Origin of the sequence: Arthrobacter pullicola (assembly GCF_014836875.1) — a bacterium.
GTDB classification, from domain to species: Bacteria; Actinomycetota; Actinomycetes; order Actinomycetales; family Micrococcaceae; genus Arthrobacter_B; species Arthrobacter_B pullicola.
On record NZ_JACSQC010000002.1, the window covers coordinates 74,969 to 93,073 of the forward strand.

Sequence of the window (18,105 nt, forward strand, 5' to 3'; positions counted from 1 at the left end):
GAATTTTCATCCAGTTTACCCGGCTGCAGGGCTTTCTGTCGAAAGGACATCCCTGGTCCGGGCCACGTCCAGGCGCATCTGCTCGATCAGGGCCTCAGGTCCGGTGTACGCGACCATGCCGCGGAGGCGTTCCACGAATTCCACTCCCACGCACTGGCCGTAGAGGTCAAAGTCTTCGACGGCCTCAGCCGGGCGGTCGATCACATGGGCTTCAACCTGCCGGCTCACGCCGATGAAGGTTGGGTTGGAACCCACGGAGATGGCGGCGGGCCAGCGGGTTCCATCAGCGCTGACGAGCCAGCCGGCATAAACTCCGTCGGCCGGGATCAGGCCCGTCGACTCCGGCGCAAGATTCGCCGTCGGGAAGCCCAGTTCGCGTCCGCGTGCCGCACCGTGGACCACAACGCCGCGCATGCGGTGCGTCCGTCCGAGCAGCCTGGCGGCGGTGCGCACATCACCCGCAGCCAGTGCTTCACGGATCCAGGTGGATGAGCAGCGGCGCCCGCGGCTGTCCTCAGGTCCTTCCGGAAGGGCGTCAAAGTCGTCCACTGCGATGACCTCGAAGCCCAGCTCCGCTCCGAGTTCGCGCATTGTGTCGAGATCCCCGGTGTTGCCGCGTCCAAACCGGGCGTCGTGGCCCAGCACCACAGCCACGGCATGCAGGCCGTCGGTGAGGAACTTACGGACAAATTCCTCGGCCGTCAGGGAAGCCAGTTCCAGGTCATAGTGGACCATCAGCAGCCCGTCGAGGCCGGTCGCGGCCAGTGCTTCGGTGCGGTCCGCCGGTCCCATAATCATCACCGGGGCGTTCTCCGGCCGGTGTACAGCTGCCGGATGCGGGTCGAAGGACACGGCCACGGCTGCGGCGTCGTACTCCCGGGCGGCTTTCACCAGGCGGGAAAGCACGTGCTGATGGCCAAGGTGCACGCCGTCGAAATTGCCGATTGTGACTACTGTCGGACCAATGTCGGACGGCACCTCCGCAAGGTCTTTCCAGTAATACACCCGAGCTCCTTACCAGCGGAAAAGTCCATCCATGAATGTGCCCGCGTCACAGCACCGGCTGTGAGCGATGGCTTAATCCATTATGGCGGAAACGAAAAGTCTTTACGCACCGTTCGCGGCGGACGTATCCCCGCTGCCGCTGGCGTGGTGGATTTCCCGCCGCAGTTCACTGGTTTTCAAAATGAAGCGGTGCCAGACCAGCAGGGCCGGCGGGAAGGCCAGTTCCAGGATCATCAGGATAATCAGGGTGAAGTGCGGCGTTCCGGAAAAAGCCCAGGACAGGACCCGGCCAATTCCACCCAGGAACACCATCAGGCACACCAGCCAGAGCATGTTCGCCCACTGGAACTTGACCGCAATGGCCACGAAGGCGGCCCCGACGCCCACCATCATCGCGGAGAAGAACCGGAACTGGCTCTCCAGCGAGGTGTTGACTGCTCCGCCGCTGGTCTGTGCCACTCCCCCTGTACCCGTCACCAGGTAATAGATGCCGATGCCGGCGATCAGGACACCGACGGCGATGACGACCGTCCGGAACACTCCCCAGTCGTCAGCGCTCTTCCAGGGCTTGGCCCCGCCGCTCCCGCGGGACTGTTCGGCCACGGCGCTGCTGCCGCGTGCGCGGCGGGCGGCCTTGCCTGCGCGTGCTTCGGAGTTCCCGGCGGGAGGAAGCTGTTCAGCCTCAGGTGTTTTGTCCGCCGGTCCCGGCGATGGGATGGTCATGGTGTCTGCCCCCTGATGGGATTCGTGGACCTTTTCCACATCGTCTCACGGTGTGGATTGAGACCAGAACCCGCCGCCGCGGCTGGGTGTACAGCTAGGCGGGTGGGCGGTTCCGGTGCCGGTAGAGCCACCACAGTCCGATCACCGGCAGCAGCAGCGGAACAAAACCGTAACCCTGGCCGAAGTTCGACCAGACGGTGTCATCGGGCAGGGCGGCCGGGTCCAGCAGGCCAAAGAGGCCGACGGCGAGCACGCCTGCCAGCTCGATGCTGACAGCGGCTACGGAAACCCTATAGGACGTCCTCCCGGAACGCGCCAGGGAGACGGTGGCCACGATGTAGACGACGGCGGCGAAGGCCGAGAGCAGGTAGGCCAGCGGAGCTTCCCCGAACTTGGTCGCGATCTGGAAGGCAGCCCGTGCCGATGCCGCGAGGGCAAAGACACCGTAGACGGCCACGATCAGCCTGCCGGGACCGGCGTTGCGGGCTGCCGGAGCTGCGGCGTCCCCGGCGGGTTGCGGCTTGATCAGTTTCTTCATGCCAGCGGCACTCCGTCCCAAATCTGTTCCATCCGGAACAACATGACAAATACGGTGATCCCGACTGCACCGAGAACGAGGTTGCTCCACCGGGAGCGGTCCATAAGGGACCACCAAACAGCTCCGATGGGAATAACGACGGCGGTCAGCAGGTAACCCCAGAACTCCCAGGCCGGACCGTTGAGCGTCTCTCCCCCGGACTGGCGGATTACGGCAGCCACGGCATAGACGAGGAGGAACAGTTCAACGGCCGCCGCCGAAAGAATGGTCAGGTCATTGGGTCCATGTTTCCGGACCGCTGCTCCGACGCAGAGCACGGTGGAGACCAGGCACACGATGGCGCCAACGATGTACAGGGGATCGACGACCACTTAGGCCCTTTCGTTTCCGGGCGCGAAGACCAGCAGCGCCCGGGCGGTGTCGGCTTTGTCGGCCAGCAGCCCAATGAGCTCGCCGTCGGGCGCGAAGGCAGCAACCGGGACCGGGTCACCGTCCGCGGACGGAACGCCGGAGGCGCTGATCCGGCGGCCGTGGGAAATGTTCTCGGCCTCTTCAGTGCTCAGTTCACGCACCGGGAAGAGCGCCCGGGCCGCATCGTTGAGTTCCAGCAGGGCAAGGTCCCCGGCCAGCTGCTCCAGCGTGGAGGCCTGCTCCACCGAGTAGGGGCCCACCGAAGTGCGGCGCAGTGCCGTCAGGTGTCCGCCGACACCTAGGGCGGCCCCGACGTCGCGAGCCAGCGCCCGGATGTAGGTGCCGGATGAGCATTCAACGGTCACGTCGACGTCGCGCAGCTTGCCGCCGTGTTCCCGGCGGATGTCATGGACCTCGAAGCGGGAGACTGTGACGGGCCTGGCTGGCAGGTTCACTTCGCCGCCGGCCCGGACGCGGGCGTAGGAGCGTTCCCCTGCCACCTTGATGGCGCTGACGCTGCTTGGCACCTGGAGGATATCGCCGGTGAGGGCAGCGACCGCGGCCATGATCTCTTCATCAGTGACCGCTGCGGCAATGGTTTCCGAGGTTACTTCACCCTCGGCGTCGTCAGTGATGGTGGACTGTCCCAGGCGGATGGTGGCGTCGTAGGTCTTGGAGGTGCCCACAATGTAGGTCAGCAGCCGGGTGGCTTTATTGATGCCCACCACCAGTACGCCGGTGGCCATGGGGTCCAGGGTGCCGGCGTGGCCGACTTTCCGGGTTCCTGCCAGCCTGCGCAGACGGCCGACCACATCGTGGCTGGTCCAGCCCTGCGGTTTGTCCACAATTATCAGTCCTGAACGGACCTGCCCGGAATTCACGCCTTTCAGTATATCCGCCGGTCAGGTGCCATTCGCGCCGCGGGCCCGGCGGGGATCACTCCCCGCAGTGTCTCCGACGGCACCGGGCACCCCGCCGGTAGCATGCGGGTATGCCACAGCTTGCCGCTCACGTGCGTACCGTTGACCCTAATCAGATCCGCGAAATCACCCAGGCCGCCTGGGCCGTTCCCAACGCGGTGGTCCTCAGCATCGGCGAGCCGGGGTTTTCAACGCCCGCCCATATTCTCGAAGCGGCGGAGGCAACACTGTCCCGGGACGAGACGGGATACACACCGAACGCGGGCATCGCTCCCCTGCGCGCCGCGTTTGCCGACCGGGTGTCCCGGATCTCCGGCAGCACAGTCGACCCTTCCCGGGTGTTTATTACTGCCGGCGCCCAGCAGGGCCTGCACCTGGCCATGAGCCTGCTGCTGGATGCCGGTGACGAAATCCTGCTGCCCAACCCGGGCTATCCCACCTTCGCAATGACGGCCCGGCTGCTGCACGCCGTGCCGGTGGAATATCCCCTCCACCCGGCCGACGGTTTCCAGCCCAGGATTTCCGAGATCGAATCCAGGATCACGCCCAGGACCAGGGTCCTGCTGCTGAACTCACCTTCCAATCCCCTCGGATCCGTCTTGAGCGCCGACCTCACCCACGGACTCGTCGAATTGGCCCGGCACCGGGGTCTGTGGATCCTTTCCGACGAGTGCTATGAGGCGTTTACCTATGATGTGCCGCATGTGAGTCCGCTGGAGTTCGACGGCACCGGGGAGCTGGTGGTGGTTTCCCATACCCTGTCCAAGACCTACGGCCTGACCGGGCTGCGGATCGGCGCCCTGGTCACTCCGCCGGGGATGGAGGCGCGCATGAGCACAGTAATGGAGTCGATTGTCTCCTGTGTGGCTTCACCGTCGCAGTATGCGGCGCTGGCGGCGCTTACCGGGCCGCAGGACTACGTGCAGACGGCAGCTGCGCATTACCGCGCCAACCGGGATGCGGCTTGCGCAGTGCTGGCGGAGAAAGGACTTCCGTTCCTGGCTGCACAGGGCGCCTTCTATCTGTGGGCGGACCTCTCCTCAGTTTCGGGCGGCAACATCCGCGAGTGGACCCGGCGGTTCCTCGCGGAGTCCCAGGTGGCCCTGGCGCCCGGGACTGCCTTTGGGTCCATTGGAGAAGGCTGGGTCCGCATCGCCCTGTGCGGCGGGAGGGAAGAGCTGGTGGAAGGGCTCAGCCGGCTGCCTGCCGCCGCTTAGCGGGCCACGATAGCGGCACGTTGCATTCACCGCACCTTGGCGTTCCAACCTGCCCGCTTTCAGGTATTTCACGGCAGCGGCACAGCTTCCACTCAACTTCGCGTTTACAGGAGGCGTCCGCGTACCTAGTCTGTGGACTGTTTTTCGGCTGGGGAAACGGTTTGGGGTTCCGCGCCGGAACGAGTCTCGCATTGAGCAGACCCAATGCGAAGGAGACACTCGTGGGAATAAAGCCAGCAGTATTTCAGACGGTCCACCGCGGCCTCTTACGGAACGGCAGCATGCGGCGCGGCCGTGCCCCTGTCCCGCGAAGTACGCTTCCGCCCAAGCGGCGCCGGCATGCTGCCCGCACCCTGGCGGCTGTGGTCTGTGCGCTCACGCTGGTGGCACCGGCTACGGCCAACGCCCACCGCGGCGGCAATCAAGCCCAGCCCCAGGTCTCCTACTGGGACACCGATCAGTCGGCAACGGCACGTGCCGCCGCACTCCTGGGCCAGATGACGCTCGACGAGAAAGTGGACATGCTCCACGGCGAGCTCAACAACGATTACGGCTTCTACAACGCGCCGATCGAACGCCTCGGTATTCCTGCCCTGACCATGACCGACGGCCGCAACGGCGTCCGGCTGGGCTCAACAGAGTTCAACGGCGGACGCTCCACCCTGCTGCCTTCGGCGATCAGTGCTGCCGCCTCCTGGGACGCGGACGTGGCAGATCTGCACGCCGGGGTCACCGCCGACGAGGCCTTCCGGACGGGCATGAACACGGTGCTCTCCCCCTCTGTCAACATTGCCCGGGTACCGCAGAACGGCCGCAACTTCGAGTCCTTCGGCGAGGATCCGCTGCTGATGTCCGCGATGGGTAATGCCTGGAACGGCACCATCCAGGAGTACGGCGGCCTGCTTGGGAATATCCAGGACTGGGCGGTCTACACCCAGGAATACAACCGGCTCCAGGACGCCAACATGGTGGTGGATGACCGCACCCTGCAGGAAATCTACAACCGGCCCTTTGACGAGATCATCAACGGGACGCATCCCGGATCCGTGATGTGCGGGTTCAACAAGGTCAACGGGGAGTACTCCTGCGGCAACGATTTCCTGATCAACCAGATCCTGAAGGAACAGTACGGTTTCCAGGGCTTCGTGATGAGTGACTACAACGCTGCCCACGAGACCCTTGAAATCAATGCCGGCCTCGACCAGGACCAGCCGGGCAATTACACCCCGGGGCAGGTGGGCGACTGCCTGTTCTGCCAGCCGCTGATTGATGCGGTAAATGCGGGAACAGTGTCCATTGACCGGATCAACGACGCCGTGACGCGGATCCTTCGCCCAATGATCGGCCTGGGGCTCTTCGACCGGGATCTCAACCAGCTTCCCATTGACGAAGCCCTGCACAACACGCAGTCGGCCGAAGCGGCAGCCCAGGGCATGGTCCTGCTGAAGAACGACGACGTGCTGCCGCTGTCCGAGGACCTCGGTTCCATTGCAGTAATCGGCACGGACGCCGACGAAGTGGTCCAGGGCGGCGGCAGCTCCCACATCGCCAACACCACCTCGGAAACGTCTCCGCTCGCCGGCATCCAGGAGAGGCTGGCGGACACTGGGACGGAAGTAACCTATGTGCCGGGTACCGATCCTGTGACCTCGGCCGCCCTGCTGCCCGGGGCAGCACCCATTCCGTCTTCCTTCATGACGCCGGCCGGCGGCGCAGCGGGAACCGGCCTGTCTGCCGAGTACTTCCTGAACCAGGACTTCTCCGGCAGCCCGTACCTGGACCGGGTTGAACCGTACGTCGGCCTCAACACCGGCTTCTACGCCTTCACCTCTTTGAACGCCAATTCACCGCATTTCCCGGACATTCCCCAGGACCTGAACACCAACATGTCAGCACGGTGGAGCGCCACGCTCACCGCACCGGTCACGGGGACATACGAACTTCAGGTCGTCACCAACGGCAAGACGACGCTGACCGTCGACGGAACCGAGGTAGTCAATGTGACTGACTTCTTCACGCCGACGGCAACACAGCAGAACCAGACCATCTCCGTTCCCTTGGAGTTCACCGCCGGGTCGACCCATTCCATCGAACTGACCTACATCTACGACAACAGCTCCACCTGGAACCAGGTCGAGTCGCAGCTCAAGCTGGCGTGGGTCCCGCCGGAAGGCGTCGTTCTGCCGCAGGCCGCCAACGCAGCCGCACAGGCCGCGGATGCCGATGCCGCCGTCGTACTGGTCCGGGACTACTCCACCGAAGGAGGAGACCTCAGCACCCTGGAACTGCCGAACTGGCAGGCGGACCTGATCCGGGCGGTCGGCGCAGCCAACCCCAACACCGTGGTGGTCATGACGGTGGGCGGTGTGGTTGAGCTGGTTGATTGGCAGGACGCCGTCGGCGGAGTCATCCACGGCTGGTACCCCGGCCAGAACCAGGGAACTGCCATCGCCAGTGTTTTGTTTGGAGACGTTAATCCCTCCGGGAAGCTGCCGATTACTCTGCCCGTCAATGCGGAACAGACCCCGGTCAGCACCCCGGCGCAGTACCCGGGCGTGGATGGAATCAACGCCGAATACAGCGAAGGCATCTTCGTCGGTTACCGCGGCTACCAGCAGTTCGGCATCGAACCGGCCTATCCCTTCGGCTACGGACTCTCCTACACCAGCTTCGACTACTCAGACCTGCGCATCACCTGCAAGGTGTACAACACCGGCGGGCAGAGCGGGAAGTTCGATGCGCTGGAAGGTGAGGCCGAAACACCGGGGGCCGATGCTGACGCCACGGCTTCCGGAGACGGCACCATCGGAACCCAGCTGCATCAAGGGAAGCGGGGCTGGGACAAGGGCAACGGGCACCATCACGGCTGGGACAAGGGTAAGTCCTGCAGGAACAAGCCGCTGCAGGCCTCGGTGCGGATCACCAACACCGGCGATGCGGCAGGCAGCGAGGTAGTCCAGGCCTACGCCGGCGCCAATGCCAACGCACCCGTCCAGATGGCTCCGAAGGCCCTCGCTGGCTGGACCAAGGTCGATCTCGAGCCAGGCGAAAGCACCCGGGTACGGATTCCGCTGGATATCGAGGCCTTCTCCTACTGGGACGTGAACACCGACCGCTGGGTCACCCCTGCGGGCACAGTCCAGGTCCATGTCGGCCCCAATTCGGCAGACACTCCGCTGACCGCTGACCTGCGGATCCGCTCACACCGCTGATCCCGCAGCCCAAACCCCGAAGGCGGGGGATGCGGACTGTTCCCCACGGTCCCAGCTCCCCCGCCTTCGGCACCATCCCCGGTCCACCAGACCCGCAGCTCCACCCACCCTGAGGAGGACATCTTGAAGAAACGAGCATCATCCCTGCTGCCGCTGGCAGCAGCCGGAGCCCTGATAGCAGGGCTTGCGGGCGCGCCGCCGGCGGCAGCGCACAACCGGCACCACCCGCACCAGCCCGAACCGCTGCCGGTGGCAGGTGAAGTGACCACGCTGGCAACCGGCCTGGTCACCCCGCTGCGGATTGCCCTTGGCAGCTACCGGTCCGTCGACGTCGCTCAGACGTTTGCCGGCACTGTGAACCGCATCGGCAACGACGGCGCCCTGACCACGTTGGACCCCGGGATTCCCGGCTACATTTCCGACGCTGTGTCCAGGGTTGGCGGCACCACGTACTACTCCCTGACAACCGGCGAGGGTCTGGGGGTTCCGGAGAACAACGTCGCGCTGCTGCGGTCAGTGGACCGGCACGGCAACATCCGCACCATCACCGATCTGGCCGTCTATGAACGGAGCGCAAATCCGGACCAGGTCAACACCTACGGATTCCGGGACCTGGATGCGGCGTGCCTCAGCCAGCTCCCGCCGGAGATTCCTGCCAGCTACACCGGCATGATGGACTCGCATCCCTACGACACCATGCGGGTCAGGGGCAGCATCCTGGTTGCCGATGCCGGCGCGAACGCCATCCTTCGGGTATCGGAGCGCACCGGCGCTACCTCAACGGTTGCTGTGCTGCCGCCGGTGCCGACCGCCATTACCCCGGAATCCGCCCAGGAACTCATGCTGCCCGCCTGCACCGTGGGTCATGACTACTACTCTGAGCCTGTTCCCACGGACATGGCCATGGGACGCGACGGCCAGCTGTACGTCACCTCGCTTCCGGGCGGGGCTCCGGGTGGAGTTGGATCCGTCTTCCGGATCAACCCCCGCAGCGGATCCGTGGAACAGGTGGCGACCGGGCTCGTCACGCCCACCGGCATTGCGGTCAGCAGCCGCGGGGACATCTTCGTCGCCGAGCTGTTCGCGAACCGGATTTCGGTAATTCCGCGCGGGACGTCCACCCCGCAGCCGTGGTACGAGGTCACCGGGCCGGCAGACGTGGAGCTTCGCGGTTCCGCGCTCTACGCCAGCGTTGACGCGCTTCCGCCGGGCGGCATCCCCGAACCCGGTGCCCCCGTTGATCCGAACGCCCCTCCACCGGTCTTCGACGGTAAGATCATCCGGATCCAGCTCAATGCAGGCGGTGATCCGCACGGGCTCGCGCAGCCGGACGGTGAACCCGCCGAACCAAACAACGACTGACCGGAACCCCTCCGGGCCACCCCAGCCTCCCGCACCTGCGGTTTGGATTCCGGAGCAGAACCGGCACCATAAGTCACGGCCTGCGCCCGGTTGGAGTTTCCAGCCGGGCGTTTGGCGTGGGCACCGGCATGCTGCCCGCAGGTGCGTTTCAGCATCCCCGCCAGTTTGGGACACCGCGTCGCCTGACTTTCCTCCGGTCTGGGACATCCCCGCCAGTTAGGGACACCGCGTCGCCTGACTTTCCTCCGGTCTGGGACATCCCCGCCAGTTGGGGACTTTCCTGCGCGGCGCCACGGCAGGAATGTCCCCCGGCGGTCGATTTGTCCCAAAACGGAGCAAAACCCACAAACAAACAGCCCGGCACCGGACGGCACCCGCAGGGACCGCAAACCCGGCACCAGGTGGCACCCACGGGACGAACCCCGGGGGCGGGATACACCCCGGGAACCGGACCCGTGCAGGGTACCCACGCCAGCCGCTTGGCTTCCCGGGCTCATTGCACCACGGTGCTTAAACGCGAAACGGCCGTTGCCCACCCAAAAGTTTGGGTGGGCAACGGCCGCGAACGCAGCGATTACGGCGCTGCATGTCCGCGATGCCGGCAGGCTGTCGAGCCTGCCGGCGGCAGGATTAGCTGCGGGCGTCCGAATCTTCAGCCGGAGCGTCCTGCAGGTCCTCTTCGTCGTCTTCTTCGTCCCGGCGGTACGGGTCAGCTTCGCCGGCGTAGGCAGCACCCTGCTTCAGTGCCGCCAGTTCCTCGTCACGCTTCTTGGCTTCCCGGATCAGTTCTTCCAGGTGGCTGGCGTTGACCGGGATTTCGTCTGCAACGAACTCCAGGGTGGGCGTGAGCCGGACGGTGATGTTCTTCCCGACCTCCGAGCGCAGGATTCCGCGTGCGGAATCCAGGGCTGCCTTGGTGTCGGCCTGCTGCGCCTCATCACCGAAGACGGTGTAGTAAACGGTGGCATGCTGCAGGTCATTCGTGACGCGGGCGTCGGTGATAGTCACAAACCCCAGCCGCGGATCCTTGATCCGGCGTTCGAGTGCCTGGGCAACCACTACCTTGATACGGTCAGCGAGTTTCGCAGCGCGTGCTGGATCTGCCATTGCCTCTCCTTCAATAAAGTCTGGGGTGCCGCTACGACGGCGGCCGGGCTGGCCGGCGGCGCCGTCGTGCGTTGGGGGCTGCCAAAAGCAGCCGGAGCGGGGCTGCCGGAATCCGGCAGCCCCAGCCGGGAATTAGACCCGCGGCTTCTCGCGCATCTCGAAAGTCTCGATGATGTCGCCTTCCTTGACGTCGTTGAACGAGCCCAGGCCGATACCACACTCGAAGTCCGTGCGGACCTCGGTGGCGTCGTCCTTGAACCGCTTGAGCGAGTCAACGGTGAGGTTGTCACCGATGACCTTGCCGTCGCGGAGAACCCGTGCCTTGGCGTTTCGGCGGATAACACCGGAGCGCACGATCGAGCCGGCAATGTTGCCGAACTTGGAGGAGCGGAAGACTTCGCGGACCTCGGCGGTACCGAGCTGAACTTCCTCGTACTCCGGCTTGAGCATGCCCTTGAGGGCCAGCTCAATGTCATCAATTGCTGCGTAGATGACGGAGTAGAAGCGCATGTCCACGCCTTCGCGCTCGGCCAGGTCGGCCACACGCTCGGCCGGCTTGACGTTGAAGCCGATGATGATCGCGTTGTCCACGGTCGCCAGGTTGACGTCGTTCTGCGTGATGGCACCAACGCCGCGGTGGATAACGCGCAGCTGCACGCCGTCCCCGACGTCGATCTTGAGCAGGGAGTCTTCCAGGGCTTCCACGGCACCGGACACGTCGCCCTTGAGGATGAGGTTGAGGGTGTCAACCTTGCCATCGGCCACAGCCTGGTCGAAGTCCTCCAGGCTGATGCGCTTGCGGCGCTTGGCCAGGGCGGCGTTGCGGTCCGCAGCTTCACGCTTCTCAGCGATCTGGCGGGCGGTGCGCTCGTCGTCGGTCACGAAGAAGGTGTCACCGGCACGCGGGACGTTCGACAGACCCAGTACCTGGACCGGACGCGACGGTCCGGCTTCGGTGAGGTTGTCGCCGTTCTCGTCGAACATGGCACGGACGCGGCCGTGGGCCGTTCCCGCCACGATCGTGTCGCCGACCTTCAGCGTTCCGGACTGCACCAGGACGGTCGCGACGGCGCCGCGGCCCTTGTCCAGGTTGGCTTCGATCGCGATGCCGCGAGCGTCCTTGTCCGGGTTGGCGCGCATGTCCAGGGCTGCGTCCGCGGTGAGCAGGACAGCCTCAAGCAGTGCATCGATGTTCAGGTGCTGGCGGGCAGAGACCTCAACGAACATCGTGTCGCCGCCGTACTCTTCCGGAACCAGGCCGTATTCGGTCAGCTGGCCGCGGACCTTGTCCGGGTTGGCGCTTTCCTTATCGATCTTGTTCACGGCGACCACGATCGGCACGTTCGCTGCCTGTGCGTGGTTGAGCGCTTCAACGGTCTGCGGCATAACGCCGTCGTCCGCTGCGACAACCAGGACCGCAATGTCGGTGACCTTGGCACCACGGGCACGCATGGCGGTGAACGCCTCGTGGCCCGGGGTATCGATGAACGTGATGGCACGGTCGGTGCCCTCGTGCTCAAATTCGATCTGGTAGGCACCGATGTGCTGGGTAATACCGCCGGCTTCGCCTTCAACAACCTTGGTGTTGCGGATGGCGTCGAGCAGGCGGGTCTTACCGTGGTCAACGTGGCCCATGACGGTGACTACCGGAGGACGTGCCTCCAGCTCGTCATCGCCTTCGGCTTCCAGCTCGGCCTCGAAGTCGATGTCGAAGCTGGAAAGCAGCTCGCGCTCTTCGTCTTCCGGCGAGACGACCTGGATCTTGTAGCCCAGTTCCTCACCGAGAACGCCGAACGTCTCTTCGTCCAGCGACTGGGTGGCAGTTGCCATTTCACCGAGGTGGAACAGCACGGTGACCAGTGCTGCCGGGTTTGCCTCAATCTTGTCAGCGAAGTCCGTGATGGACGCGCCGCGCCGCAGGCGGACAACGGTGTTGCCGTCGCCGCGGGGCACCGAAACGCCGCCCAGCGACGGAGCTGACATCTGCTCCAGTTCCTGCCGCTTTGCCCGCTTCGACTTGCGCTGCTTGCCGCGTCCTGCGCCGCCCTTGCCGAAAGCACCGGCTGTGCCGCCGCGTCCGCGGCCGCCCTTGCCGAAGCCGCCGCCAACGGGAGCGCCGCCGCCGGTGCCGGGGGCACCGCCGGGTCCGCGGCGGGGTCCGCCTGCACCCGGACGTGCCGGGGCTGCGGGCCGCTCAGTGCGGTTGGGCATCATGCCCGGCGTGGGCCGGGGTCCGGAGGTACCGCCGGGGCGGGGTGCACCGGCACGGGGAGCTCCGGGGCGCGGTGCGCCGGGACGCGGGGCGCCGGGACGGGGTCCGCCTGCACCGGGTGCCGGACGCGGGCCTGCGGCACCGGGCGTACCGGTCCGCTCGGTCTCATCACGGCGCTGGCCGGGGCGGGGCATGCCCTGGGACGGGGCGAACGGATTATTGCCGGGACGGGGACCGCCCTGGCCGCGCTCACCTTCGCCGCGTCCGCGGGGACGCGGCATGCCCTGTGAGGTTGCGAAGGGGTTGTTACCGGGGCGCGGGCCGGAAGCTCCGGGCCGCGGTGCACCCGGACGGGGTGCGGAGGAATCAGCCGAAGCGGCCGGGGCTGCCGGCTTCTCCTCAGATTTGGGTGCCGGGGCTGCCGGAGCAGCTTCCGCGGCGGGCTTTGCCGCCGCCGGGGCTGCCGGAGCAGGTGCTGCCGCTGCCGGAGCTGCGGGAGCAGGTGCTGCCGGAGCCGGCGCCGCTGGAGCCGGTGCTGCGGGCTTGTTAGCTGCCGGGGCAGCTTCCGCAGCGGGCTTTGCCGGCGCGGCCGGAGCCGGAGCTGCCGGACGGGGTGCGGATTTCTCGGCACCGGAGTTGCCGGCGGCAGGCTTGCCTGCGTCGGGGAATGCCCCGCGAAGTTTCTTGACTACGGGTGCTTCGATTGTCGAGGATGCCGAACGGACGAATTCGCCCAGTTCCTGCAGTTTTGCAACTGCATCCTTCGAAGTGATGCCGAGCTCTTTGGCGAGCTCGTGTACGCGGACCTTGGCCACATTTCTCCTGTCTCAGTCCGCACCGAGCCAGGCACGAACCGTCTATTTACTGCGGGCTTCCACTGCAGGTGCAGGGTTGCCCATCACAGAGCACAACAAAGTACTCATCGTCGGGTACTCATCGCTGGGTACTCATCGGGTTTCCATCAGATTTCAGACCCGCTTTCAGGTTGGACGGTTTCGAGGCGGCCCCGGGTTGGGCCCCGCCTCTTGAGCCTCAAACCACCGTTCCACTCCCGAGGGATCAACCTGAGCCCGGAAGGCTCGGCCGAAAGCCCGGCGTTTCACAGCGGTTGCGAGGCATGCTGCCTCGGGATGCAACCAGGCACCCCGGCCAGACATGCGGCGGCTTTCATCGACCTGGACGGTTTGAATGCCGTCCCTCGAATCCAGCGCCAGCCGCATCAGAGCAGCCTGGTCATCCTTCTTCCTGCAGCCAATGCACGTGCGTTGCGGAACGTGCCTGGATCCTGCCGCAGGCCGCACCGATTCCACGGGCTCCTGCGGTTGCTGGAAGGCGGACGGTGACCCGGCCATGAACATTCTACCGCTTTTCTTTTCTCTTGCCCTCATCCGGCCTTCCGGAGGGGGAACTTAGGCAGACTTGGCGTCGGAAACGATGTCGATCCGCCAACCGGTCAGCTTCGCAGCGAGGCGGGCATTCTGCCCTTCCTTGCCGATCGCCAGGGAAAGCTGGTAATCAGGCACCACTACCCGGGCGGAGCGTGCGTCCTCATCGGTGATGGTGACGGAGTTGACTCGCGACGGCGAGAGGGCGTTGGCGATGAATGTCGCCGGATCCTCGCTGAAGTCCACGATATCGATTTTCTCGTCATGCAGCTCCGTCATCACGGCGCGGACACGGGAGCCCATTTCACCGATGCAGGCACCCTTGGCATTGATGCCGGGGGTATGCGCCTTGACCGCGATCTTGGTCCGGTGGCCGGCTTCGCGTGCCAGAGCGACGATCTCCACGGAACCATCGGCGATCTCGGGGACCTCCAGTTCGAAGAGCTTGCGCACCAGGCCGGGGTGGGAGCGGGACAGTGTGATCGACGGGCCCTTGAATCCGCGGCGGACGTCGACGACGAAGGCGCGGAGGCGGGAACCGTGCAGGTACTTCTCCCCCGGGACCTGCTCGGTCGGCGGCAGCAGTGCTTCAACCGAGCCCAGGTTCACCTGAATCATGTGCGGGTTGTTGCCCTGCTGGATCTGGCCGGAGACCAGCTCGCCTTCGCGGCCCTTGAACTCGCCCAGGATGTTGTCATCCTCCACGTCGCGCAGACGCTGCAGGATGATCTGCCGGGCGGTGCTGGCAGCAATCCGGCCGAAGCCGGCGGGAGTGTCATCGAACTCTCCGACGGCCTCGCCGTCGTCGTCGAGTTCGGTGGCCCAGATCGTGACGTGGCCGCTCTTGCGGTCCAGTTCGGCACGGGCTTTATCCTGCGAACCGGTGGTTTTGTGGTAGGCAACCAGCAGTGCCTGTTCGATCGTGGGGATCAGCAGGTCCAACGGGATTTCCCGTTCCGCCTCAAGCAGCCGCAGCGCACTCATATCAATATCCATTTAGGCCTCCTCGGCTGTGCTTTCAAATCCGTTGGCGTCCTCGCCTGCCGGGTCGTCCTCAAGATGGGCGAATTCGACTTCCACCCGGCCCTTGGCGATACCGCCAAAGGGCAGGTGGGTTTTCTCTCCCTGTTTGGGCTTCATGCCTTTTTTGACGGGCAGTTCGGGAACCAGCGTGATTCCCTCCGCGTCCGCCTCAACCAGGCGTCCGGTGACTGCGTCGCCGTTCACCGGCGTTACCGATACCATCCGGCCGATGTTCCTCCGCCAGTGCCGGGGCTCGGTCAGCGGCCGCGACACTCCAGGCGAGGAAACCTCAAGGCTGTAGGGACGGCCGTCGTCGTGCGGGTCCTGGTCCATCGCATCCGAAAGGACACGTGAAATGTCCGCAATCCGGTCCAGGCTGACGCCGCCGGTTTCAGTTTCGGGGAGATCCACGGTGACGTGGACCGTGCGGTGGACGCCGGCAATCCTGATTTCGATGTCCTCGAGGAAAAGGCCTTCCCCGGTGACGGTGGGAGCAAGATAGTCCTTCAGCCGCTGCGTCTCTGCCGCGGTCTCGGCGCGCTGAGCGTTCTTGCGGTAGTCCGACGAAGTGTCTTTTTTGGGGCTGGGCCGAACCGCCATTGTTGCCTCCCACTAGATGATGTTGTATCTCCTAGCCTACCGACTTTCCAGGGTGCCCGGGTCACGGCCGCAACTGGAGCGGGTTCGTGACATCATCGAATGTTGTGAACACGCCCCCCTCCTCTCCGACGTCTCCTGCCACGCGGCCGTCCCGGACCGCTGCAGCGGCCGGCACCCTGCGGCGTGCGCTGGCGCTTGGCGTCCTGGCCTGCGTGATAGCCAGCTTTGGGCTCACGCTGGGCACCCGTGCGGAGGCTGACCGGCCGCGGACGTTCTCGGAGAAAGCCCTGAATGAGGCGTTCGCCACTGTGCGGATCCTGGCGGCGGAGGCTGATGCCCTGGCTGCCGCCGGAACCGGCGCTTCAGCCGGTGAGCTGCGGCTTCAGGCGCAGACCCTGAAAGACCAGGCACTGCTACTAACCAGTCCCGGAGGGGCTGCGGCCCACGAGGCGGCCCTGCAGTCCCCCGGCGGCGGGGAAGGATCCTATCCCGTGGCAGTTGAGACCGCGGCACGGGCCAACCTCGAAGCCGCCGGCCGGGCCGACTATGGCACTGCGCGGCTGCTGGCCTCCGTGGGGACCGCCCAGCTGCTGCTGGCTGAGCGTGCCGGTGAGGTGCTGGGCGTGCCGGTGGAGGCTGCCGGAGAGTCACAGTGGACACCGGTTCTTGACGAGGATGCCGCCGCCCGCTGCACCACCGGCGGCGATGCTTCTGCCCGCACTGAGCTGCGCGACCGTCCCGGTGCTGCCGAAGCCCTGCAGACCGCACTGGATGCCGAGTATGGGGCCGTCTACGCCTATGAAGTGGCCCAGGCGCAAAGCAGCGGGAGGGAAACAGTGCTGGGTGAAGCGCTCCTCGAGCGCCGTGCCGCACACCTTGAAGCCGGCCGCGGCGGCGTCGGCCTCTTGCCTGCACTCTGCCTTCCCGAAGTAAGCCCGGTTCCCGCCTATTCCCTGTCGGCAGAATTCCTCGCATCTCCCGCCCGGTCATTGGCTGGAATGGAAGCGGCGTTCCCCGGCGTGTATGCCGATCTGGTGGGATCCAGCGACGGTGCGGTGCGTTCGTGGGCAATCGACCGGCTCGTGGAGTCCTCCCGCCTGCTGTACACCGGAGAAGACACGGTCCCCGCGTCACCCGGCCTTGACGCTGAACCGGCGGCGCTGCCGTGGGCGGACGGCTGAGCCGAGCCCGAGCCCGAGGCTCCCGGGATCATTGATGCGAAACCCAGCCTGCCGGGCTGGCTGGACCCCTTCCGGCCCCTTTACTCTGGTCAGGTGCCCGGCGGACCGAACCCGCCGAAACCATTTGCTGGACCCCGCCTTCCGGCGGATCAGCGCCAAGCCCCTCAACTGGGCCTGAGGGCCGGAAATCCCAATCCAGGAGGAATTCATGGCTCCCGCCGTCGTCGTACCCGAAGCGCTGCGCCAGCGCTATCTGCGGACGAGGGAAGGCCGTGCCTGGCTGGATGGATTGCCGGCCCTGGTCCAGGAGAGCCTTCAGGGTTTCGGGATGCGTCCGGATGCAGCTGCCGGGACCACCGCGTGGCACGGGTACGGTGCTTTGGTGCTGCCTGTCATCGCCGCTGGCGGAGATACTCCGGCGGTGTTGAAGTTTCCGTACCCGCACCCTGAGGCCGCGACAGAAACCGCGGCGCTGGAGCTTTGGGATGGCAACGGGGCGGTCCGGCTGCTCGAGCGGAACGCGTCCGGCACAGCTTTGCTGCTCGAACGCCTGGACCCCGGGCGCACGCTGATGGATGTTCCGATGCACGACGCCGTCGAGGTCTGGGGCGGCCTGGTCCGCCGCCTGAGCCTGCAGGGCACCGATGACCCGCAGTGGGCTGCGATCCCCTCCGTTGCGGAGCGGGCCGAGCAGTTCTCCGACGAGCTGCCGGCCGATTGGGAGGCGTTGGGCCGCCCCTTCGAGCGCTGGCTGCTGGAGGCCGCACTGGAGGTGTGCCAGACGAGGGGCGCAGTGGGCCGCCGGTCCAGCCGGGATGTGCTGGTGCACGCGGACCTGCACTACGGCAATATCCTCCGCCGGCTTGATGGGTCCGAAGAGTTCGCCGCCATCGATCCGCAGGCGGTGTTCGGGGAGGCCGAGTACGCCGTCGCGCCCATGCTCTGGAACCGGCTGGACGATCTGGACGAGGCTGCGCCCCGCCGGTCGCTGGAGGACCGGTTGTCGGCGCTGTGCACCGCTGCCGGCCTGGATCCCCAGGCGGCACGCGAATGGAGCATCCTGCGTGAAGTGGAGAACGCCCTGGATTATCTTCGGGACGGTCTCCAAGGAGATGCCCAGCGGTCCGTGTGGGTTGCCGCCGCGCTGGCCGGGAGGAGCCATCCGGGGCTTCCGTCCGTGCAGGACCTGCCGGCTGCGTAGGCAGCTTT

Annotated in this window: 15 protein-coding genes; 5 read left to right on the forward strand and 10 right to left on the reverse strand. The window is 65.8% G+C overall.

Going from position 1 to position 18,105, the window contains the following annotated elements; translation table 11 throughout:
• Positions 1-15: 15 nt before the first annotated feature.
• The 5 genes from H9638_RS03745 to truB all read right to left on the reverse strand — a co-directional run bounded on the left by H9638_RS03745 (position 16) and on the right by truB (position 3,558).
• Complete coding sequence (locus tag H9638_RS03745) at positions 16-1,005, reverse strand: bifunctional riboflavin kinase/FAD synthetase (protein ID WP_191745884.1); 990 nt, start codon at positions 1,003-1,005, stop codon at positions 16-18.
• A 102-nt stretch (positions 1,006-1,107) separates the two neighbouring features.
• A complete protein-coding gene (locus tag H9638_RS03750; RefSeq protein WP_191745885.1) occupies positions 1,108-1,728 on the reverse strand; it encodes a DUF4345 domain-containing protein in 621 nt (206 codons plus the stop codon).
• A 94-nt stretch (positions 1,729-1,822) separates the two neighbouring features.
• Positions 1,823-2,266 carry a hypothetical protein gene (locus tag H9638_RS03755; RefSeq protein WP_191745886.1) on the reverse strand — a complete coding sequence of 148 codons (444 nt, stop codon included), beginning with the start codon at positions 2,264-2,266 and terminating at the stop codon, positions 1,823-1,825.
• A complete protein-coding gene (locus tag H9638_RS03760) occupies positions 2,263-2,637 on the reverse strand; it encodes a hypothetical protein (RefSeq protein ID WP_191745887.1) in 375 nt (124 codons plus the stop codon). Before H9638_RS03760 ends, H9638_RS03755 begins: the two co-directional genes overlap by 4 nt.
• Entirely contained in the window at positions 2,638-3,558 is a 921-nt protein-coding gene (gene truB, locus H9638_RS03765; protein ID WP_318241770.1) for a tRNA pseudouridine(55) synthase TruB, read from the reverse strand.
• Between the two features lie 110 nt (positions 3,559-3,668).
• Between truB and H9638_RS03770 the strand changes: the two genes are divergently transcribed.
• From H9638_RS03770 to H9638_RS03780, 3 genes are all read left to right on the forward strand, one after another.
• Positions 3,669-4,814, forward strand: a complete 1,146-nt coding sequence (locus H9638_RS03770; protein ID WP_191745888.1) for a pyridoxal phosphate-dependent aminotransferase — start codon at positions 3,669-3,671, stop codon at positions 4,812-4,814.
• 281 nt (positions 4,815-5,095) lie between these two features.
• On the forward strand, positions 5,096-8,026 hold the full coding sequence (locus H9638_RS03775; protein ID WP_191745889.1) for a glycoside hydrolase family 3 protein: 2,931 nt from the start codon (positions 5,096-5,098) through the stop codon (positions 8,024-8,026).
• 123 nt (positions 8,027-8,149) lie between these two features.
• Positions 8,150-9,388: a ScyD/ScyE family protein gene (locus H9638_RS03780; RefSeq protein WP_191745890.1), complete on the forward strand. Its 1,239-nt coding sequence runs from the start codon at positions 8,150-8,152 to the stop codon at positions 9,386-9,388.
• Positions 9,389-10,018: 630 nt separating this feature from the next.
• Here the strand turns inward: H9638_RS03780 and rbfA are convergent.
• The 5 genes from rbfA to H9638_RS03805 form a co-directional block, all read right to left on the reverse strand.
• Positions 10,019-10,495 carry a 30S ribosome-binding factor RbfA gene (gene rbfA / locus H9638_RS03785; RefSeq protein WP_191745891.1) on the reverse strand — a complete coding sequence of 159 codons (477 nt, stop codon included), beginning with the start codon at positions 10,493-10,495 and terminating at the stop codon, positions 10,019-10,021.
• A 132-nt stretch (positions 10,496-10,627) separates the two neighbouring features.
• Entirely contained in the window at positions 10,628-13,522 is a 2,895-nt protein-coding gene (infB, locus tag H9638_RS03790) for a translation initiation factor IF-2 (RefSeq protein ID WP_191745892.1), read from the reverse strand.
• A 165-nt stretch (positions 13,523-13,687) separates the two neighbouring features.
• The gene (locus H9638_RS03795; RefSeq protein WP_318241771.1) at positions 13,688-14,095 is read right to left on the reverse strand and encodes a YlxR family protein; all 408 of its coding nucleotides are present in this window, start codon (positions 14,093-14,095) and stop codon (positions 13,688-13,690) included.
• 21 nt (positions 14,096-14,116) lie between these two features.
• Positions 14,117-15,088 carry a transcription termination factor NusA gene (gene nusA, locus H9638_RS03800; protein ID WP_191745893.1) on the reverse strand — a complete coding sequence of 324 codons (972 nt, stop codon included), beginning with the start codon at positions 15,086-15,088 and terminating at the stop codon, positions 14,117-14,119.
• On the reverse strand, positions 15,089-15,715 hold the full coding sequence (locus H9638_RS03805) for a ribosome maturation factor RimP (RefSeq protein WP_191745894.1): 627 nt from the start codon (positions 15,713-15,715) through the stop codon (positions 15,089-15,091).
• A 104-nt stretch (positions 15,716-15,819) separates the two neighbouring features.
• Between H9638_RS03805 and H9638_RS17045 the strand changes: the two genes are divergently transcribed.
• Entirely contained in the window at positions 15,820-16,896 is a 1,077-nt protein-coding gene (locus H9638_RS17045) for a DUF4439 domain-containing protein (protein WP_191745895.1), read from the forward strand.
• A gap of 208 nt (positions 16,897-17,104) precedes the next feature.
• The gene (locus H9638_RS03815) at positions 17,105-18,097 is read left to right on the forward strand and encodes an aminoglycoside phosphotransferase family protein (protein WP_191745896.1); all 993 of its coding nucleotides are present in this window, start codon (positions 17,105-17,107) and stop codon (positions 18,095-18,097) included.
• Positions 18,098-18,105: the final 8 nt, after the last annotated feature.